Origin of the sequence: Burkholderia sp. 22088, from assembly GCF_052045915.1 — a bacterium.
Taxonomy (GTDB): Bacteria; Pseudomonadota; Gammaproteobacteria; order Burkholderiales; family Burkholderiaceae; genus Burkholderia; species Burkholderia cepacia.
On sequence record NZ_JBQEPY010000008.1, the window covers coordinates 241,159 to 255,025 of the forward strand.

Consider the following 13,867-nt stretch of genomic DNA (forward strand, 5'->3'; position numbering starts at 1 on the left):
AAAAGCCCATAAAAAAGCGCCCCGCGTGGAGCGGGGCGCTTCTTGCCGTCGTGATCCGCGAGTTAAGCGGATGCTTTAGAACTTGTGACGGATACCGATACGTGCGGCGATCTGGTTCTTCGAACCCGTGCCCGACGTGTTGAAGTAGCTCGTGCTCGAGCCGATCTGCGCTTGCACGCCCTTGCCCGATGCCTGCTGGTACACGACCAGGCCGTACACGTCCGTACGCTTGCTGAGTGCGTAGTCGGCGATACCGTTGACCTGGTTCCAGTGCCACGAGTTGCCGTTCTGCGTCGCGTTCGTGTACGTGTAGCCCAGGCCGCCCGACAGGGCCGGCGTGAACGCGTACTTCGCGCCTGCTTCATACGCGTTGTAGAACGTGCCGCCCGCGCCCGAGACGGTCGAGAACTGCGTACGCGTCCACAGCAGCCATGCCGTTGCCGGGCCCCAGACGTAGCGGCCGCCCACACCGTAGGTGCGCAGGTCGCGGACGTTGCCCGTGCTCAGGTTCGCGATCGACGTCGAGAAGGCCGGCGTCGACTGGCTCGGGAAGCGGATGTCCGTGTAGGCTGCGCCGACCGACAGCGGGCCGTTCGCGTAGTTCAGGCCGAAGCTGTATGCGCGCGACGAGCCTGCCGTCGTCGTCGTGCCCGACGTCGTTGCCGGTGCGCCGGCGAAGTCCGTCGAGTTCGAGAAGCCGTACAACGCGCCGAACGTGAAGCCCGAGTAGTTCGCGCTCTGGAACTTCACGGCGTTGTTGATGCGGCTCGACGTGAGCTGGTCGATGTCGTTCACGTGGTACGCGTAGTTGCCCGCGACCGTGTTGCCGCCCGTCGAGTAGTTCGAGCCGAGGATGTCGGTCGAGAACGAGTACTGGCGGCCGAACGTGACCGTGCCGTATTGCGACTGGCTCAGGCCGACGTAAGCCTGGCGGCCGAAGATCGCGCCGCCCTGGCCGATCGTGCCGTTACCGCTGTTGAAGCCGTTTTCGAGCACGAAGATCGCCTTCAGGCCGCCACCGAGGTCTTCGGTGCCGCGCAGGCCCCAACGGCTGCCCTGGGCAACGCCGTCGTCATACTTGAACAGCTTGCCCGAGCCGCCGTTGGCGGTCTTGCTGTGGTTCACGTAGCTGATACCGGCATCGATGACGCCGTACAGCGTCACGCTGCTTTGTGCGTGCGCCGTGCCGGCCGTTGCTGCCAGGACGGCGATGGTCAACAGTTTCTTGTTCAAAGGATTCTCCGAGCGAATAAATGGCGTGTCCAGTTGCGGTTCCGGCGCTCTCTGTGGGCGCTTTCACGGACCGGCGGCAACTTTATCGAGGGGCCACGTAATGAATATGACAGCGACTGTCATATGAAGAATGTGTGGCGCCGATGCGACACTGAATTCTGCCCGGTTGTACCGTCGCGGGTTATACCGAATTCGGCTGAGAATCGATCCGGCCCCGGAATATGCACATGAAATAAGCTTGGTTGGTGGCGTTCCGGCCCCGTGCCACGATCCGTCTTCCAACAAACGACACGGGACAAGAGGACACCATGCGACGTTCATTCCTGACCGGCCTCGGCGCGCTCGCAGCCGCACTGGCATTCGCGGCGCCCGGCGCGCACGCCGACTCGCAAACGCTGAAGATCGGCACGATGAGCGGCCCCGACGCGCAGATCTGGACCGAGGTGACGAAGGTCGCCGCACGCGAAGGCCTCGCGATCAAGGTCATCGAATTCAACGACTACGTGCAGCCGAACGCGGCGCTCGATGCCGGCGACCTGGACGCGAACGGCTTCCAGCACCAGCCGTTCCTCGACAGCCAGATCAAGCAGCGCGGCTACAAGATCGTCAACGTCGGGCTCACCTACACGGCGCCGATGGGTTTCTATTCGAAGAAGATCAAGTCGCTGAAGGATTTGCCGGTGGGCGCGAAGGTCGGGATCCAGAACGATCCGTCGAACGGCAACCGCGCGCTGCTGCTGCTGCAGAAATACGGCGTGATCAAGCTGAAGCCGGGCGTCGGCACCAACGGCGTGAACGCGACGCCGCTCGACGTTGCCGAGAACCCGAAGAAGATCAAGATCGTCGAACTCGACTCCGCCCAACTGCCGCGCGCGCTGCCCGATCTCGACGCCGCGTCGATCAACACCGACTACGCGGTGAAGGCCGGGCTCACGCCGGTGAAGGATGCGATCGCGATCGAGGACCTGCGCGGGCCGTACGCGAACCTGATCGCCGTGCGCGCGCAGGACAAGGACAAGCCGTGGGTGAAGAAACTCGTCGCGGCCTATGAATCGGCCGACGTGCGCAAGTTCATCGACCAGAAGTTCGGCGGCGCGATCGTGCCGGCGTTCTGAACGCCCACGCGTGCCTTCGCCCGGCCGGATGGATCGCCGGGCATTCCGGAAAGCAAATCGCCCGCGCAAGCGGGCGATTTCATTGGTGCGCGCGGGTGAGCGCCGGGGGATGCCCGATACGCGCCGTGACCCGGCGCGCGGGCCGGCCGCTCAGGCCGACAGCAGCGAACCCGTGCGGATCGCGGTCGCGCCCGCGATGCGCGCGACTTCCATGCCGGCCGTCGCGAAGCGCACGATCTGGCGCGCGTACAGCACGCCCGACACGCTGCTCTTCAGCGTGACGACGCGATCGGTCAGCGGATCGACGATGTCGGCCACGGCCTGGCCGGCCTCGATCATCACGCCGACCGGCGTGCGGAACACGATCACGCCCGACACGGGCGCGACGAGCGGATCGGTGCCCGCGAGCGGCGTGGCCGGATGCGCGAGCGGCGGCAGCGGCGCCGGCGTGCCTTCGACGACACCGCGCTCGGTCAGGTATTCGACGATCGCCTGCGCGTCCTTTTCGGCGAACTCGTACGACACGTCGCGTTCGCTGCGCAGTTCGACCGTGACGGAAATCGCGCCGTTCGGGATCGGGAAGCGGTCGCCGAAACGGCTGCGCAGATCCGACCAGCAGAAGCTGTGGATTTCATCGAACGGATTGCCGACCGAATTCAGCGCGAGCAGCGACGCCTGCGCGTCGAGATAGCGCGCCAGCGGCTCGACGTCGGTCCACAGATCGGGATTCGTGTAGAGGTGCATCACCGCATCGCTGTCGCAGTGCAGGTCGAGCACGATATCGGCGTCGAACGACAGCTTCTGCAGCGCGAGGCGCTGCGAATCGAGCTCGGTGCGCGGCTTCTGCTCGTCGAGCGCTTCGCGCATCGCGGCGCGCACGGCAACGAGGTTGTGCTGCGCATCGTGCGTGAGGCGGTGTTCGACGCGCGGCAGCACGAGCGCCGCGAGATCGTAGAAATTGCGGTTGAAGTTCTGCATCGAGCCGAGCTCGAAGCGGCCGAGGTGATCGCCGAACACGTGCTGCGACAGGCCGATCGGGTTCGGTACGGGCACGATGACGACTTCGCCGCGCAGCTTGCCGGCCGTTTCGAGCGCGGCGATCTTGCGGCGCAGCAGCGTGGCGACCAGCATGCCGGGCAGTTCGTCCGCGTGCAGCGACGACTGGATGTAGACCTTCTTGCCGCCGCGCGGGCCGTAGTGAAAGCTCGTGATCTGGCGTTCGGTACCGACGGCGGGGGAAATCAGCGGATGGGTCTGCGTTTGCATGATGGGGGAGTGCGGCGCAGCCGCGAATGATCCGGTGTGCGTGGAAGATCGATTGTACGTTGCCTTCCTCGCCCCCATCAAACCGGCGCCAGAACGCGCCGATTTTCGTTGCGAATCATCAGGTTGGTGCGGAAAAAATAACGCCGCGTCCGCCGTGCACGAAAAAAACGGGCTCCTTGCGGAGCCCGTTCGTGCCGAAGCGAAGCGTGCGCTTGCGTGGCGGATTACTTGCCGTAGACGTCGAAATCGAAGTACTTCTTCGCGATCTTCGCGTACGTGCCGTCCTTGCGCATGCCGGCGATCGCGCTGTCGATCTTCGCCTTCAGGTCGGTGTCTTCCTTGCGCAGGCCGATGCCGGCGCCTTCGCCGAGCGTCTTCGGATCGTCGAGATCCTTGCCGGCGAAGTCGTAGTTCGCGCCGCGCGGGGTCTTCAGGAAGCCGATTTCGGCCTGCACCGCGTCCTGCAGCGCGCCGTCCAGACGGCCGGAGATCAGGTCGGCGTAGACCTGGTCCTGGTTCTGGTAAGGCACGACGTTCACGCCCTTCGGGGCCCAGTACGTCTTCGCGTAGGTTTCCTGGATCGTGCCCTGCTCGACGCCGACCGACTTGCCCTTCAGCGATTCGGCCGTCGGCATCAGGCCGGCACCCTTCTTCGTGACGAGGCGCGTCGGCGTGTTGAACAGCTTCGCCGAGAAGGCGATCTGTTCCTGACGCGCCGGCGTCATCGACATCGACGACAGCACGCCGTCGAACTTGCGGGCCTTCAGTGCCGGGATCATCCCGTCGAAGTCGTTTTCGATCCACACGCACTTCGCGTTCATGCGGCGGCAGATTTCGTTGCCGAGATCGACGTCGAAACCCACAACCTTGCCGTCAGCGCCTTTCGATTCGAAAGGCGGGTAGCTTGCGTCGACGCCGAACCGCACGGTCGACCAGTCCTTCGCATACGCGCTGCCGGCCGATACGGCGAGCAGGGCAACGGTCACAGCCGCAAGAATCTTTTTCACCAGGTGACTCCTCGTTTTGTTCGATGGGTGCGCGGTTGTGCCGCGCCGTAAGCCTTCGGCCCGCCGCGGCTTCGCGTCAGGCTGTCCGTTTCGCCCACCCGATGCGGGCGCGCGACGTGCGCAAGATTATCAAGACAAAATACCGGCAGGGCGCCTAGGACAAGCCCCGATACCGGGCCCGGCGGCGGCGCGTTGCGTGCGCCGCCGTTTCAGACACAGGAACGATTCAGCCGAGCGTTTCGTTGACCGCACGCTGCAGGCACGTGACGAATTGCGTGACGGCGGGCGTGGGCAGCAGGTCGCGCCGCGCGATGATCGACAGGTCGAAGCGCGGCATGCGCTCGTCGAGTTCGGCCGTGCGGATGCCGAGCGGCGCGACCGTCGCGGCGAGCGGGCGCGTGAAGCAGCCGATCACGTCCGAGCGCGCGACGAGCCCGAGCGTCACCGCGAACGACATCGGCGAGCGCAAGAGCCGCTTCGGCAGCGGCAGCCCGTGCGCCTGGAACATCCCGACCATCACGCTGTGCGGAAACTGCTCGGCGCCGACGGTGACGATCCACTCGGCATCGAGCAATTCCTCTAACCGGCGCGCGTGCGCGAGCGGGTGGCCTTCGCGCATCACGACGGTGAATTCGGTGGACAGCAGCGGCAACTGCGTGAAATCGCGGTCGAGCGCGGGCACGTGGTGCATCGCAGCGATGTCGAGCGTGCCGTTGCGCAACTGCGCGAGCGCGTCGGGCACCGTCACTTCCTCGAGATGCAGGCTCACGTCCGGCATCGACCGGCGGAATGCCGTCACCGCGCGCGGCAGCGCCGTCAGTGCGATCGACGGCATCGTGCCGACCGCGACGCGACCGGACATCTCGCCCTTCACCTGTTCGACGGCCTCGACCGTGCGGCGGATATCGCCGAGCAGTTGCTCGGCGCGCGGCAGCAGCGCATGGCCGCACGCGGTCAGCTCGACGCCGCGGACGCTGCGCGCGAGCAACTCCGCGTTGAGCGCCGTTTCGAGCTCGCGGATCGTATGCGTGATCGCGGGCTGCGTGACGCCGAGTTCGCGCGCCGCGGCGCGCAGGCTCTTGTGATGCGCGGCGGAGACGAACGCCTGGAGCTGCGCGATGTTCAGGGGATTGCGGATGCGGGTCATCGATCGGGTCCGGTTGGCGCGAAAGGGGGCGGCGGCTGGATGCTTCAGGTAGTGATCCTGACGAACGTCACGCGCCGGTGCGTGCGCGGAACGTCTGGCGATAACGCTGCGGCGACGTGCCGACGATGCGCGCGAACCGCTCGCGAAACGCGGTGACCGAACCGAATCCGGCTTCCGTCGCGACATGCTCGATCGACAGCGCCGTCACCTCCAGCAACTGCTGCGCGTGCCTGACGCGTGCGGTCTGCAGCCATTGCCGCGGCGACGTGCCGGTCTGTTCCTGGAAGCGCCGCGTCAGCGTGCGCACGCTCGTCGATGCCTTGCGGGCCATCTCGTCGAGCGTGAGCGGCTTGCGCAGGTTCGCCTGGAGCCAGTCCATCAGGTCGTGCAGCCCGTCGCCGCCGGCCGGCCATTCCGGCGCGATGAACTGCGCCTGCCCGCCTTCGCGCACGCGCGGCGCCACCGCGCTGCGTGCGGCGTCGACGGCAACCGCCGCACCGTAGTCGGCCTGGATCATGTGCAGGCACAGGTCGAGACCGGCCGCCGCGCCGGCCGACGTCAGGATGCGCCCGTTGTCGACGAACAGCACGTTCGGATCGACGTCGACGTCCGGATAGCGGCGTGCGAGTTCGGCGGCCGCGAGCCAGTGCGTCGTCGCGCGCAGGCCGTCGAGCAACCCGGCTTCCGCGAGCACGAACGCGCCGCTGCAGATCGACGCGATCCGGCAACCGCGCGCGGCAGCCGCGCGCAACGCGGCGAGCACGCGGGGCGACGTGGGCGCGAGCGGCTCGGACGTGCCGGGGACCATGATCGTATCGGCGCCGGCCAGCGCGTCGAGCCGAAACGGCGGGCGCAGCTCGAACAGGTCGCCGGTGACGCGCGGCTGCTCGCTGCACACCCGCACGTGGTAGGCCGGCGCGACGTCGGGCGACCGCACGCGCGCGAACGTGTCGCAGGCGACGCCCAGGTCGAACGGGACGACATCGGGCAAGGCGAGAACGGCGACCGTGTGCATGGCGTTCGCGGCCGTGGCCGGAATCCGTTGAAAGATGTCATTCTAGCCAATGGCTCGAACCCGCACCACGCGCGACAATCGCGGCGGATCAACCTGGAGCCCCACCGATGAAACAAGACGATCGCAACGCGTTGCGGAACCTGCAGTACCTGTCGTTGCTGGAGGCGACCACGCTCGTCGTGCTGGTGTGCGTCGCCGTGCCGCTCAAGCATCTGGCCGGCTATCCGGTCGCGGTATCGATCATGGGGCCGGTCCACGGCATCGCGTTCGCGATGTACGTGTGGGCGGTCGTCGGCACCGCATCGAGCGGGCTGTGGAGCAGGGGCGACGTCGCGCGGCTCGTGCTGTCGGCCGTCGTGCCGTTCGCGGGGCTGGCGAGTGCGGGATGGATCGCGCGCCGGAGGCACGCGCGATGATCTACCTGATGATGAAGACCGTGCACGTGGCGGCCGTCGTCACGTTCGTCGGCGGGCTGCTGATGCTGTCCGTCGGTGTCCGGATCGCGAACCTCGCCGTGCATCGCGCGGTGCGGCGCTGGGATCGCACGGTGACGGCGCCTGCACTCGCGATCGTCTGGATCACGGGGCTCGCGATCGCGCTGAGCGGTCACTGGTTCGGCGCGGCGTGGCTGTCGGTGAAGCTTGCGATCGTCGTCGCGCTGTCGGCGCTGCACGGCATGCTGGCCGGCACGCTGCGGCGCATGGCGCGCGACGATCTCGTCGTCGTGCCGACACCGTGGCTCGGGCAGGCGGCGGGCGCGGTCGTGGCCGCGACGGCGATCGTCGTCGGGCTGGTCGTGATCAAGCCGTTCTGACGAGTGCCGTTTCGACCGCCGCCAGCGTACGGCGCCGGATCCAGCCGCTTCCCAGCCGGATCGCGAGCCAGTACGGCGTGAGCAGCCAGCGCGTGCGCTCGCTCGGGCAGTGGATGAACGTTTCCGTGCGCAGCATGTGCGCGCCCGATGCGAGCCCGACGACCTCGAAGCGGAGCACCAGCTTCGCATCGCGCGGGTCGTCGTGCCGCACGAAGGCCGTTGCGTCGGCGATCGTTCGAACGTCGGGCGTGGGACGCCAGAAGCGGCCGACGAGGCCGAGCGACAGCGATGTGTCGTCGCGGTGGAGCAGCGTGAACGAGTTGAAGCCGAAGCGCGCGTGTTCGGGGCGGGCCGGCCCGTTGCGGAGCGCGCCGGCGACGGCGGCCGGGAATTCGCGCACCATGAGCAGTGCGTCGATGACGGGATCGGCACGCATGTCGAGCGACGCGACGGCGTCGATGATGCGCGCGGGCGGCGCGTCGATCGGCTGCGATTCATGCATTTCGTGGAACCCGAACGACGGGATGAACGGCGGCTTGCGCGCCGAGGTCCGGGTGCTCGATTCGGAGACGATGCCGAGCGCGTTCATCGCGGCTCCTGAAGGGGGGCAAAGCGCGATCGTAGCACCGGGCGCGAATTTGCGTCGCGCCGTTTCCGCGACGCGCATCGTGCTGCACTGCACGCACAAAAAAAGCCTGGAAACTTGCGTTCCCAGGCCTGGAGACCATCAACGACGATGGTGGAGGAGACGATGTCGTCCCGATGCGCGCCGCCCTTCTGCAGGCGACGTCGCGCAGGTTTCGCGGTCAGATCGCCCAGCCGCCGAGATAGAACGTGACGAGCACGGCCGCGATGAGCACGGTGCCGACGTTCAGCTTGCGGAATTCGCCGCTGGCGATGCGGCCGATCACGAGCGTCGAGAAGCCGAGCATGATGCCCGTCACGATGTTCGCGGTCAGCACGATGAACACCGCGCACACGAGGCCCGACATCGCGTCGACCATGTCGTCCATGTGCAGCTTGCTCACGCTGCCGAGCATCAGCAGGCCGACGTACATCAGCGCGGGTGCGGTGGCGTACGACGGCACGAGGCCCGCGAGCGGCGAGAAGAACATCACGACGAGGAACAGCAGGCCGACCACGGCGGCCGCGAGGCCCGTCTTCGCGCCGGCGGCCACGCCGACGCTCGACTCGATGTAGGCCGCCGCCGGCGCGCCGCCGAGGAAACCGGAGAAGATCGAGCTGATCGAATCGGCGGTCAGCGCGCGGCCGCCGTTGATGATGCGGCCGTTCTCGTCGAGCTGGCCGGCCTGGCCCGCGACCGCGCGGATCGTGCCGGTCGCGTCGAACACGGCGGTCATCACCAGCGCCAGCACGCTCGGCAGCACGGCCATCGACAGCGCGCCCTTGATGTCCATCGCGCCGATCAGCGATGCATGGCCCGGTGCGCTCAGCGACGGCAGTGCGAAGACACCGTGGTACTTCACGGCGGGATCGAAGATCAGCCCGAAGATCGAGATCGCGATCACGACGAGCAGGATGCCGCCCGGCACGCGACGTTTCTCGAGGCCGAAGATCGCGGCGAGGCCGACGACGGACATGATCACCGGGAGGGCGGTGATCTGGCCGAGCGAGACCGGCAGGCCGGCGCCCGGGTTCTTGATCACGAGGCCGACGTCGTTCGACGCGATCAGCAGCAGGAACAGGCCGATGCCGATCCCGGTGCCGTGCGCGACGCCCGCGGGCAGGTTGCGCAGGATCCACGAGCGCACGCCGGTCACCGAGATGCCGGTGAACACGAGGCCCATCAGGAACACGGCGCCGAGCGCGACCGTCGGATGCAGCCCCTTGCCGAGCACGAGGCCGAACGCGGTGAACGCGGTCAGCGAGATCGCGCAGCCGATCGCGATCGGCAGCTTCGCCCACAGGCCCATCAGCAGCGAGCCGAACGCGGTCGTGAGGCAGACCGCGACGAACACCGCGCTCGTGTCGAAGCCGGCCTTGCCGAACATGCCGGGCACGACGAACACGGAATAGACCATCGCGAGGAAGGTGGTGACGCCGGCGACGATCTCGGTGCGTTGCGTGCTGCCGCGCGACGAAATGCCGAAGTACCGGTCGATGACTCCCTGGGTGCCAAAGTCAGATTCTGCCGCGCCGACGTCGACCGTCGGCTGCACCGGGGTATCACTCATGAGCTTGCTCCTTTATCAGCATGCTGAAACGGCCCGTAGCGAACCGTCGTCAGGGTGTCTCGTATCTGGTTGGGATTTGTCGGCAACGTCGTGGGGACGAATGACGCGTGATGCGTGTCGTTACGTGCGAATCGAAACGATCGCGAGGGTGTCGCGTCGGACGACGCGTGGTGTGGTCGACCCCGTCACGTGTGCTTTGCCGTAGCGAAGGTTAGGCGAGCGGCCCATCACGTCCCATCGGGGGAAGTGCATGCAGCGCATGTCGCAGCGCTTATATCGGCGTGCAACCGGGCTCCGTCGCGACGACACGCGTGTATACGCCTAGTTCGAATCCGTTAAGGCGACTATTTGAATGCAGGGTCGACGGGCAGGGCGGGAGCGGGTGAGGCATTGAATCTTACGAATATCTTTCATTGAGGCGGTGCACGCGCATGAAAACGGCGGCGCGCGACGCGATGCGGTGCGCGGCCGTGTACAAGCGGCACCCGGATGATACCGATGCCGCACGCGGCTTGCGCTCGCGCGTTCCGGCCCTCGTCGCTTCGGTCGCGCCGATCGCGTCAGTCGCTTGCGAGATGCGAGAGGTACGCGCAGAACATGTCGGCCATCGCGGTCGAATAGGCGTCGATTTCCGCCGGCGTGCGCGCGGTTTCGGAGAACGCCTTGCCGCCCGACGTGAGCGTCGTCATGATCAGCTCGCAGGCGAGCGCATGCGTGGTGTCGGGCACGCCGGGCAACGCTTCGCGCATGAACGCGTTGAAGACCCGGTTGCCTTCGGCTTTCACTTCCTGCGCTTCGGGCGCGTCGCGATAGAGCGGTGCGGCGTCGTCGAGCGCGATGCGCATGCTCGCCTCGTCGCATTCCGACTGGACGAACGCATGGACGGCCGTGCGCAGTCGCTCGGGCGGCGTCTTCTGCGTGTCCTGCAGTATCTGGCACAGCATGTCGGACGTCTGCCGCCATTCGTCGTGCTGCAGCCGAAACAGCACCGACGCCTTGTTCGGGAAGTACTGATACAGCGAGCCGACGCTCACGCCGGCGCGCTCGGCGACGCGCGCCATCGTGAAGCGCTGCGCGCCTTCGGTCGCCAAAACCTGAACAGCAGCCTGGAGGACGTCTTCGACGAGACGGGTCGAGCGCGCCTGCCGAGGCAGCTTGCGCGTGGCAATCGGGGCGTTTCGGCGGTCGGTCATGGGCGGTTGGCCAATGCGAATAGTAAAACCTGAATAGTTCGTCATATTCTAGTCGGGCGCACTGACGCACTCAACCTGACACCGGAGATCCGCATGACCACCCTGATTCACGACCCGCTGGCGTCGCTGCTCGCGCGCCTGTTCGACGAAGCCGAGGCGGCGTCGCCCGCGACGAGCCCGGCCTTCGCCGACCTGTCGCGCGACGAGCAGGCGCGGCTGATGCGCAGCAAGACGGACTACACCGATCTGTATGCGCGCCTGAAGGACTATCCGCTTTCCGTGTCGCGCGAGACGGGCACGCTGCTGTACATGCTCGCGCGCAGCGGCGGCGCGCGGGCGATCGTCGAATTCGGCACGTCGTTCGGCATTTCGACGCTGCATCTCGCGGCCGCGCTGCGTGACAACGGCGGTGGCCGGCTGATCACGAGCGAGTTCGAACCGTCGAAGGTCGCGCGCGCGAGGGCGAACCTGACGGCGGCCGGGCTCGCCGATCTCGTGGAGATTCGCGAGGGCGATGCGCTGCGCACGCTGGCCGCCGATCTTCCGGATTCGGTCGACCTGTTGCTGCTCGACGGCGCGAAGGGGCTGTATCCGGAGATCCTGGCGCTGGTCGAACCTCGCCTCGGGGCGGGGGCTTTCGTCGTGGCCGACAACGCGGAATACAGCCCCGACTACCTCGCGTACGTGCGCGCGCCGGAAAACGGCTATCTGTCGGTGCCGTTCGGCGGCGATGTCGAGTTGTCGATGCGGATACGCTGAGCGGGCGTAACGCGGGTGTCGACGCTTTCACGCTTCCGCGCATGAAAGACAGGAAAACTGAATGAATGGCGGCGTGGCAGCGCGGCGGAAGGAAGCGGGAAGAGGCCCGGTGCCGGCGGCGCCGGGCGTTACCTCACTTCACTTCAGGAACACATAGCGCGCGAAGTAAGGAAAGCGTCCGACCGCATGCTCGGTCGTGCACGTCGCGGCCGGCGGCGTGCCGCCCGCCGTGTCGAGCCGCTGCACGAAGCGCACGCCGGCAAGCGTGCCGGTGGCGGCCGGCGTGGCCGCGAGCAGCAGTTGAGGAACGCTGCCCGGGCGTGCGCTCGGCGCTTCCTCGAGCTTCTTGCCGGTGATGCGGCTGCCGTCGAGTGCTTCCCACGACGGGCCCGCGCCGTGCCGGACGACGAGGGTGCCGCCGGCATCGAACAGCAGCGCTTCGGGGTACTGGAAGGCCCACGCGAGCCGGTGCCCGGCATCGTATTCGCAGGCATAGACCTGCATGCCGCTCGCGGTGGTCGACAGCACCGGCGTGGCCGGCTCGGGCGGCGCGAGGCCGGCGGCCTCGTCGGCATGCGCGGGCGCGGTGAACGCCGCGCAGGAAAGACCGGCCGCAAGGGCCAGCAGCATGTCGCGTGTCGGGGAACGGCTGGGCATGGCGGAGCGTCCTCTCAGGTCGGGTGACGGTCGTGTGAAGTCGATCTCGTCAACACTAGACGCCGATGGCGCGGGCCGCAACCCGGAAATGACAATCGCGGCGCTAGCGGCCGCGATTGTCCGGGGGAGGCGGATGCGCGATCAGCGGATCGCAACCGGGTTGATGTTGACCTGCGTGGAGCCGACGTACAGCGGCTGGCCGAGCACGAACAGGAATTCCCACGCCTTGTCGCGCACCAGCGCGCGGCTGTCGATCAGCTCCAGGTTGTAGATGCCGCGCTTCGCGAGCATGTACTGGTTGATCGGGAATTCATCCTGCGTGTGCGGATTCCTGTCGATCGTCACGCCGCGGCTTGCGCGAGCGTCGGGTAATCGGTCAGGCCCCGGGCACCGCCGCCGAACAGCGTGTTGCGGTCGTGCGGCGCGAGCGCGGCGCCGGTGCGCAGGCGTTCGGGCAGGTCGGGGTTCGCGACGAACGGGCGGCCGAATGCGACGAGGTCGGCCCAGCCGGCGGCGATCGCTTCGCGTGCGCGCTCGGCGGTGTACGCGCCGGCGTAGATCAGCACGCCCGGGTACGCGGCGCGCAGCTGCTGCTTGAATTCGAGCGGCATCAGCGGTGCGTCGTCCCAGTCGGCTTCCGCAATGTGCAGGTAGCCGACGCCGAGCTCGCCGAGCAGCTTCGCGGCGGCGAGATAGGTCGTTTCCGGATCGTCGTCGACGCAGCCGTTCAGCGTGGTCAGCGGCGCGAGGCGGATGCCGACGCGCGATGCGTCGCCGGTGCCTTCGATCAGCGCCTGCGTGACTTCACGCAGGAAGCGCAGCCGGTTCTCCAGCGAGCCGCCGTATTGGTCGGTACGCGTGTTCGCGTTCGAATCGATGAACTGGTTGACGAGGTAGCCATTCGCGCCGTGCAGCTCGACGCCGTCGAAGCCGGCTTCGATCGCGTGGCGCGCGGCGGCGCGGTACTGGTCGACGATCTCGCGGATTTCGTCGACGGACAGCGCGCGCGGCTCGGATGCCTGCACGAAGCCCGGCGTGCTGCCGTCTTCACCGGCGATGAACACGTTCACGCCCTTCGCCTGGAGCGGCGACGACGATACCGGCTGCGCGCCGCCGAGCAGGCTCGTGTGGCTCAGGCGGCCGACGTGCCACAGCTGCGCGAAGATGCGGCCGTGCGCGGCATGCACGGCGTCCGTCACCTTGCGCCAGCCGGCGACCTGCGACGGCGTGTGAATGCCGGGCGTCCATGCGTAGCCCTTGCCGAGCGGCGCGATGTAGGTGCCTTCGCTGACGATCAGGCCCGCACTCGCGCGCTGCGCGTAATACGCGGCCATCAGTTCGTTGGCTTCGTCGCCGGGCTGGCTGGCGCGCGAACGCGTCATCGGCGGCATCACGATGCGGTTCGGCAGCGTCAGCGCGCCGAATTGCAGCGGTTGGAAAAGCGGGTCCTGGGTCATGATGGAGTC

The 13,867-nt window shown here is 67.3% G+C and carries 14 protein-coding genes and 1 pseudogene; 4 read left to right on the forward strand and 11 right to left on the reverse strand.

The window, feature by feature from the left end:
* Nucleotides 1-75 precede the first annotated feature (75 nt).
* Nucleotides 76-1,233, reverse strand: a complete 1,158-nt coding sequence (locus tag ACTJLD_RS17540) for a porin (RefSeq protein ID WP_027790412.1) — start codon at nt 1,231-1,233, stop codon at nt 76-78.
* Nucleotides 1,234-1,541: 308 nt separating this feature from the next.
* On the opposite strand from ACTJLD_RS17540, the gene ACTJLD_RS17545 reads away from it, so the two are divergent.
* Nucleotides 1,542-2,348, forward strand: a complete 807-nt coding sequence (locus ACTJLD_RS17545) for a MetQ/NlpA family ABC transporter substrate-binding protein (protein WP_027790413.1) — start codon at nt 1,542-1,544, stop codon at nt 2,346-2,348.
* 150 nt (nt 2,349-2,498) lie between these two features.
* On the opposite strand, the gene ACTJLD_RS17550 is transcribed toward ACTJLD_RS17545, so the two are convergent.
* The 4 genes from ACTJLD_RS17550 to ACTJLD_RS17565 form a co-directional block, all read right to left on the reverse strand.
* On the reverse strand, nt 2,499-3,614 hold the full coding sequence (locus tag ACTJLD_RS17550; protein WP_027790414.1) for a succinylglutamate desuccinylase/aspartoacylase family protein: 1,116 nt from the start codon (nt 3,612-3,614) through the stop codon (nt 2,499-2,501).
* Nucleotides 3,615-3,838: 224 nt separating this feature from the next.
* Nucleotides 3,839-4,621: an ABC transporter substrate-binding protein gene (locus ACTJLD_RS17555; protein WP_027790415.1), complete on the reverse strand. Its 783-nt coding sequence runs from the start codon at nt 4,619-4,621 to the stop codon at nt 3,839-3,841.
* Nucleotides 4,622-4,847: 226 nt separating this feature from the next.
* Nucleotides 4,848-5,768, reverse strand: coding sequence for a LysR family transcriptional regulator (locus tag ACTJLD_RS17560; protein ID WP_021156472.1), 921 nt, complete (start codon nt 5,766-5,768; stop codon nt 4,848-4,850).
* A 67-nt stretch (nt 5,769-5,835) separates the two neighbouring features.
* Nucleotides 5,836-6,783: a GlxA family transcriptional regulator gene (locus ACTJLD_RS17565; RefSeq protein ID WP_226152610.1), complete on the reverse strand. Its 948-nt coding sequence runs from the start codon at nt 6,781-6,783 to the stop codon at nt 5,836-5,838.
* 107 nt (nt 6,784-6,890) lie between these two features.
* On the opposite strand from ACTJLD_RS17565, the gene ACTJLD_RS17570 reads away from it, so the two are divergent.
* Together ACTJLD_RS17570 and ACTJLD_RS17575 are read left to right on the forward strand one after the other, a co-directional pair.
* Nucleotides 6,891-7,199, forward strand: coding sequence for a DUF3817 domain-containing protein (locus ACTJLD_RS17570; RefSeq protein WP_027790418.1), 309 nt, complete (start codon nt 6,891-6,893; stop codon nt 7,197-7,199).
* Nucleotides 7,196-7,597: a CopD family protein gene (locus ACTJLD_RS17575; RefSeq protein ID WP_440659368.1), complete on the forward strand. Its 402-nt coding sequence runs from the start codon at nt 7,196-7,198 to the stop codon at nt 7,595-7,597. Before ACTJLD_RS17570 ends, ACTJLD_RS17575 begins: the two co-directional genes overlap by 4 nt.
* Here the strand turns inward: ACTJLD_RS17575 and ACTJLD_RS17580 are convergent.
* The 3 genes from ACTJLD_RS17580 to ACTJLD_RS17590 form a co-directional block, all read right to left on the reverse strand.
* Nucleotides 7,584-8,186 carry a hypothetical protein gene (locus ACTJLD_RS17580; RefSeq protein ID WP_440659369.1) on the reverse strand — a complete coding sequence of 201 codons (603 nt, stop codon included), beginning with the start codon at nt 8,184-8,186 and terminating at the stop codon, nt 7,584-7,586. The genes ACTJLD_RS17575 and ACTJLD_RS17580 overlap by 14 nt on opposite strands.
* A 217-nt stretch (nt 8,187-8,403) precedes the next feature.
* Nucleotides 8,404-9,792 carry an NCS2 family permease gene (locus ACTJLD_RS17585; protein ID WP_021156467.1) on the reverse strand — a complete coding sequence of 463 codons (1,389 nt, stop codon included), beginning with the start codon at nt 9,790-9,792 and terminating at the stop codon, nt 8,404-8,406.
* A gap of 560 nt (nt 9,793-10,352) precedes the next feature.
* On the reverse strand, nt 10,353-11,030 hold the full coding sequence (locus ACTJLD_RS17590) for a TetR family transcriptional regulator (RefSeq protein ID WP_226188752.1): 678 nt from the start codon (nt 11,028-11,030) through the stop codon (nt 10,353-10,355).
* 48 nt (nt 11,031-11,078) lie between these two features.
* Between ACTJLD_RS17590 and ACTJLD_RS17595 the strand changes: the two genes are divergently transcribed.
* A complete protein-coding gene (locus ACTJLD_RS17595) occupies nt 11,079-11,744 on the forward strand; it encodes an O-methyltransferase (RefSeq protein WP_440659370.1) in 666 nt (221 codons plus the stop codon).
* Nucleotides 11,745-11,882: 138 nt separating this feature from the next.
* Here the strand turns inward: ACTJLD_RS17595 and ACTJLD_RS17600 are convergent, their stop codons facing one another.
* From ACTJLD_RS17600 to ACTJLD_RS17610, 3 genes and pseudogenes are all read right to left on the reverse strand, one after another.
* Complete coding sequence (locus ACTJLD_RS17600; protein WP_059699776.1) at nt 11,883-12,401, reverse strand: DUF3455 domain-containing protein; 519 nt, start codon at nt 12,399-12,401, stop codon at nt 11,883-11,885.
* A gap of 141 nt (nt 12,402-12,542) precedes the next feature.
* Nucleotides 12,543-12,731 (reverse strand): annotated as a pseudogene (locus ACTJLD_RS17605) (cyclase family protein); the annotation flags it as partial.
* A gap of 11 nt (nt 12,732-12,742) precedes the next feature.
* A complete protein-coding gene (locus ACTJLD_RS17610; RefSeq protein ID WP_060315633.1) occupies nt 12,743-13,858 on the reverse strand; it encodes an alkene reductase in 1,116 nt (371 codons plus the stop codon).
* Between the last annotated feature and the right edge of the window lie 9 nt (nt 13,859-13,867).

What these genes read in the sequence shown, in the direction of transcription:
- ACTJLD_RS17545 (WP_027790413.1), top strand. Translation starts at nt 1,542, where the DNA reads ATGCGACGTTCATTCCTGACCGGCCTCGGCGCGCTCGCAGCCGCACTG.
- ACTJLD_RS17550 (WP_027790414.1), bottom strand. Translation starts at nt 3,614, where the DNA reads ATGCAAACGCAGACCCATCCGCTGATTTCCCCCGCCGTCGGTACCGAA.
- ACTJLD_RS17560 (WP_021156472.1), bottom strand. Translation starts at nt 5,768, where the DNA reads ATGACCCGCATCCGCAATCCCCTGAACATCGCGCAGCTCCAGGCGTTC.
- ACTJLD_RS17565 (WP_226152610.1), bottom strand. Translation starts at nt 6,783, where the DNA reads ATGCACACGGTCGCCGTTCTCGCCTTGCCCGATGTCGTCCCGTTCGAC.
- ACTJLD_RS17570 (WP_027790418.1), top strand. Translation starts at nt 6,891, where the DNA reads ATGAAACAAGACGATCGCAACGCGTTGCGGAACCTGCAGTACCTGTCG.
- ACTJLD_RS17575 (WP_440659368.1), top strand. Translation starts at nt 7,196, where the DNA reads ATGATCTACCTGATGATGAAGACCGTGCACGTGGCGGCCGTCGTCACG.
- ACTJLD_RS17580 (WP_440659369.1), bottom strand. Translation starts at nt 8,186, where the DNA reads ATGAACGCGCTCGGCATCGTCTCCGAATCGAGCACCCGGACCTCGGCG.
- ACTJLD_RS17585 (WP_021156467.1), bottom strand. Translation starts at nt 9,792, where the DNA reads ATGAGTGATACCCCGGTGCAGCCGACGGTCGACGTCGGCGCGGCAGAA.
- ACTJLD_RS17590 (WP_226188752.1), bottom strand. Translation starts at nt 11,030, where the DNA reads ATGACGAACTATTCAGGTTTTACTATTCGCATTGGCCAACCGCCCATG.
- ACTJLD_RS17595 (WP_440659370.1), top strand. Translation starts at nt 11,079, where the DNA reads ATGACCACCCTGATTCACGACCCGCTGGCGTCGCTGCTCGCGCGCCTG.
- ACTJLD_RS17600 (WP_059699776.1), bottom strand. Translation starts at nt 12,401, where the DNA reads ATGCCCAGCCGTTCCCCGACACGCGACATGCTGCTGGCCCTTGCGGCC.
- ACTJLD_RS17610 (WP_060315633.1), bottom strand. Translation starts at nt 13,858, where the DNA reads ATGACCCAGGACCCGCTTTTCCAACCGCTGCAATTCGGCGCGCTGACG.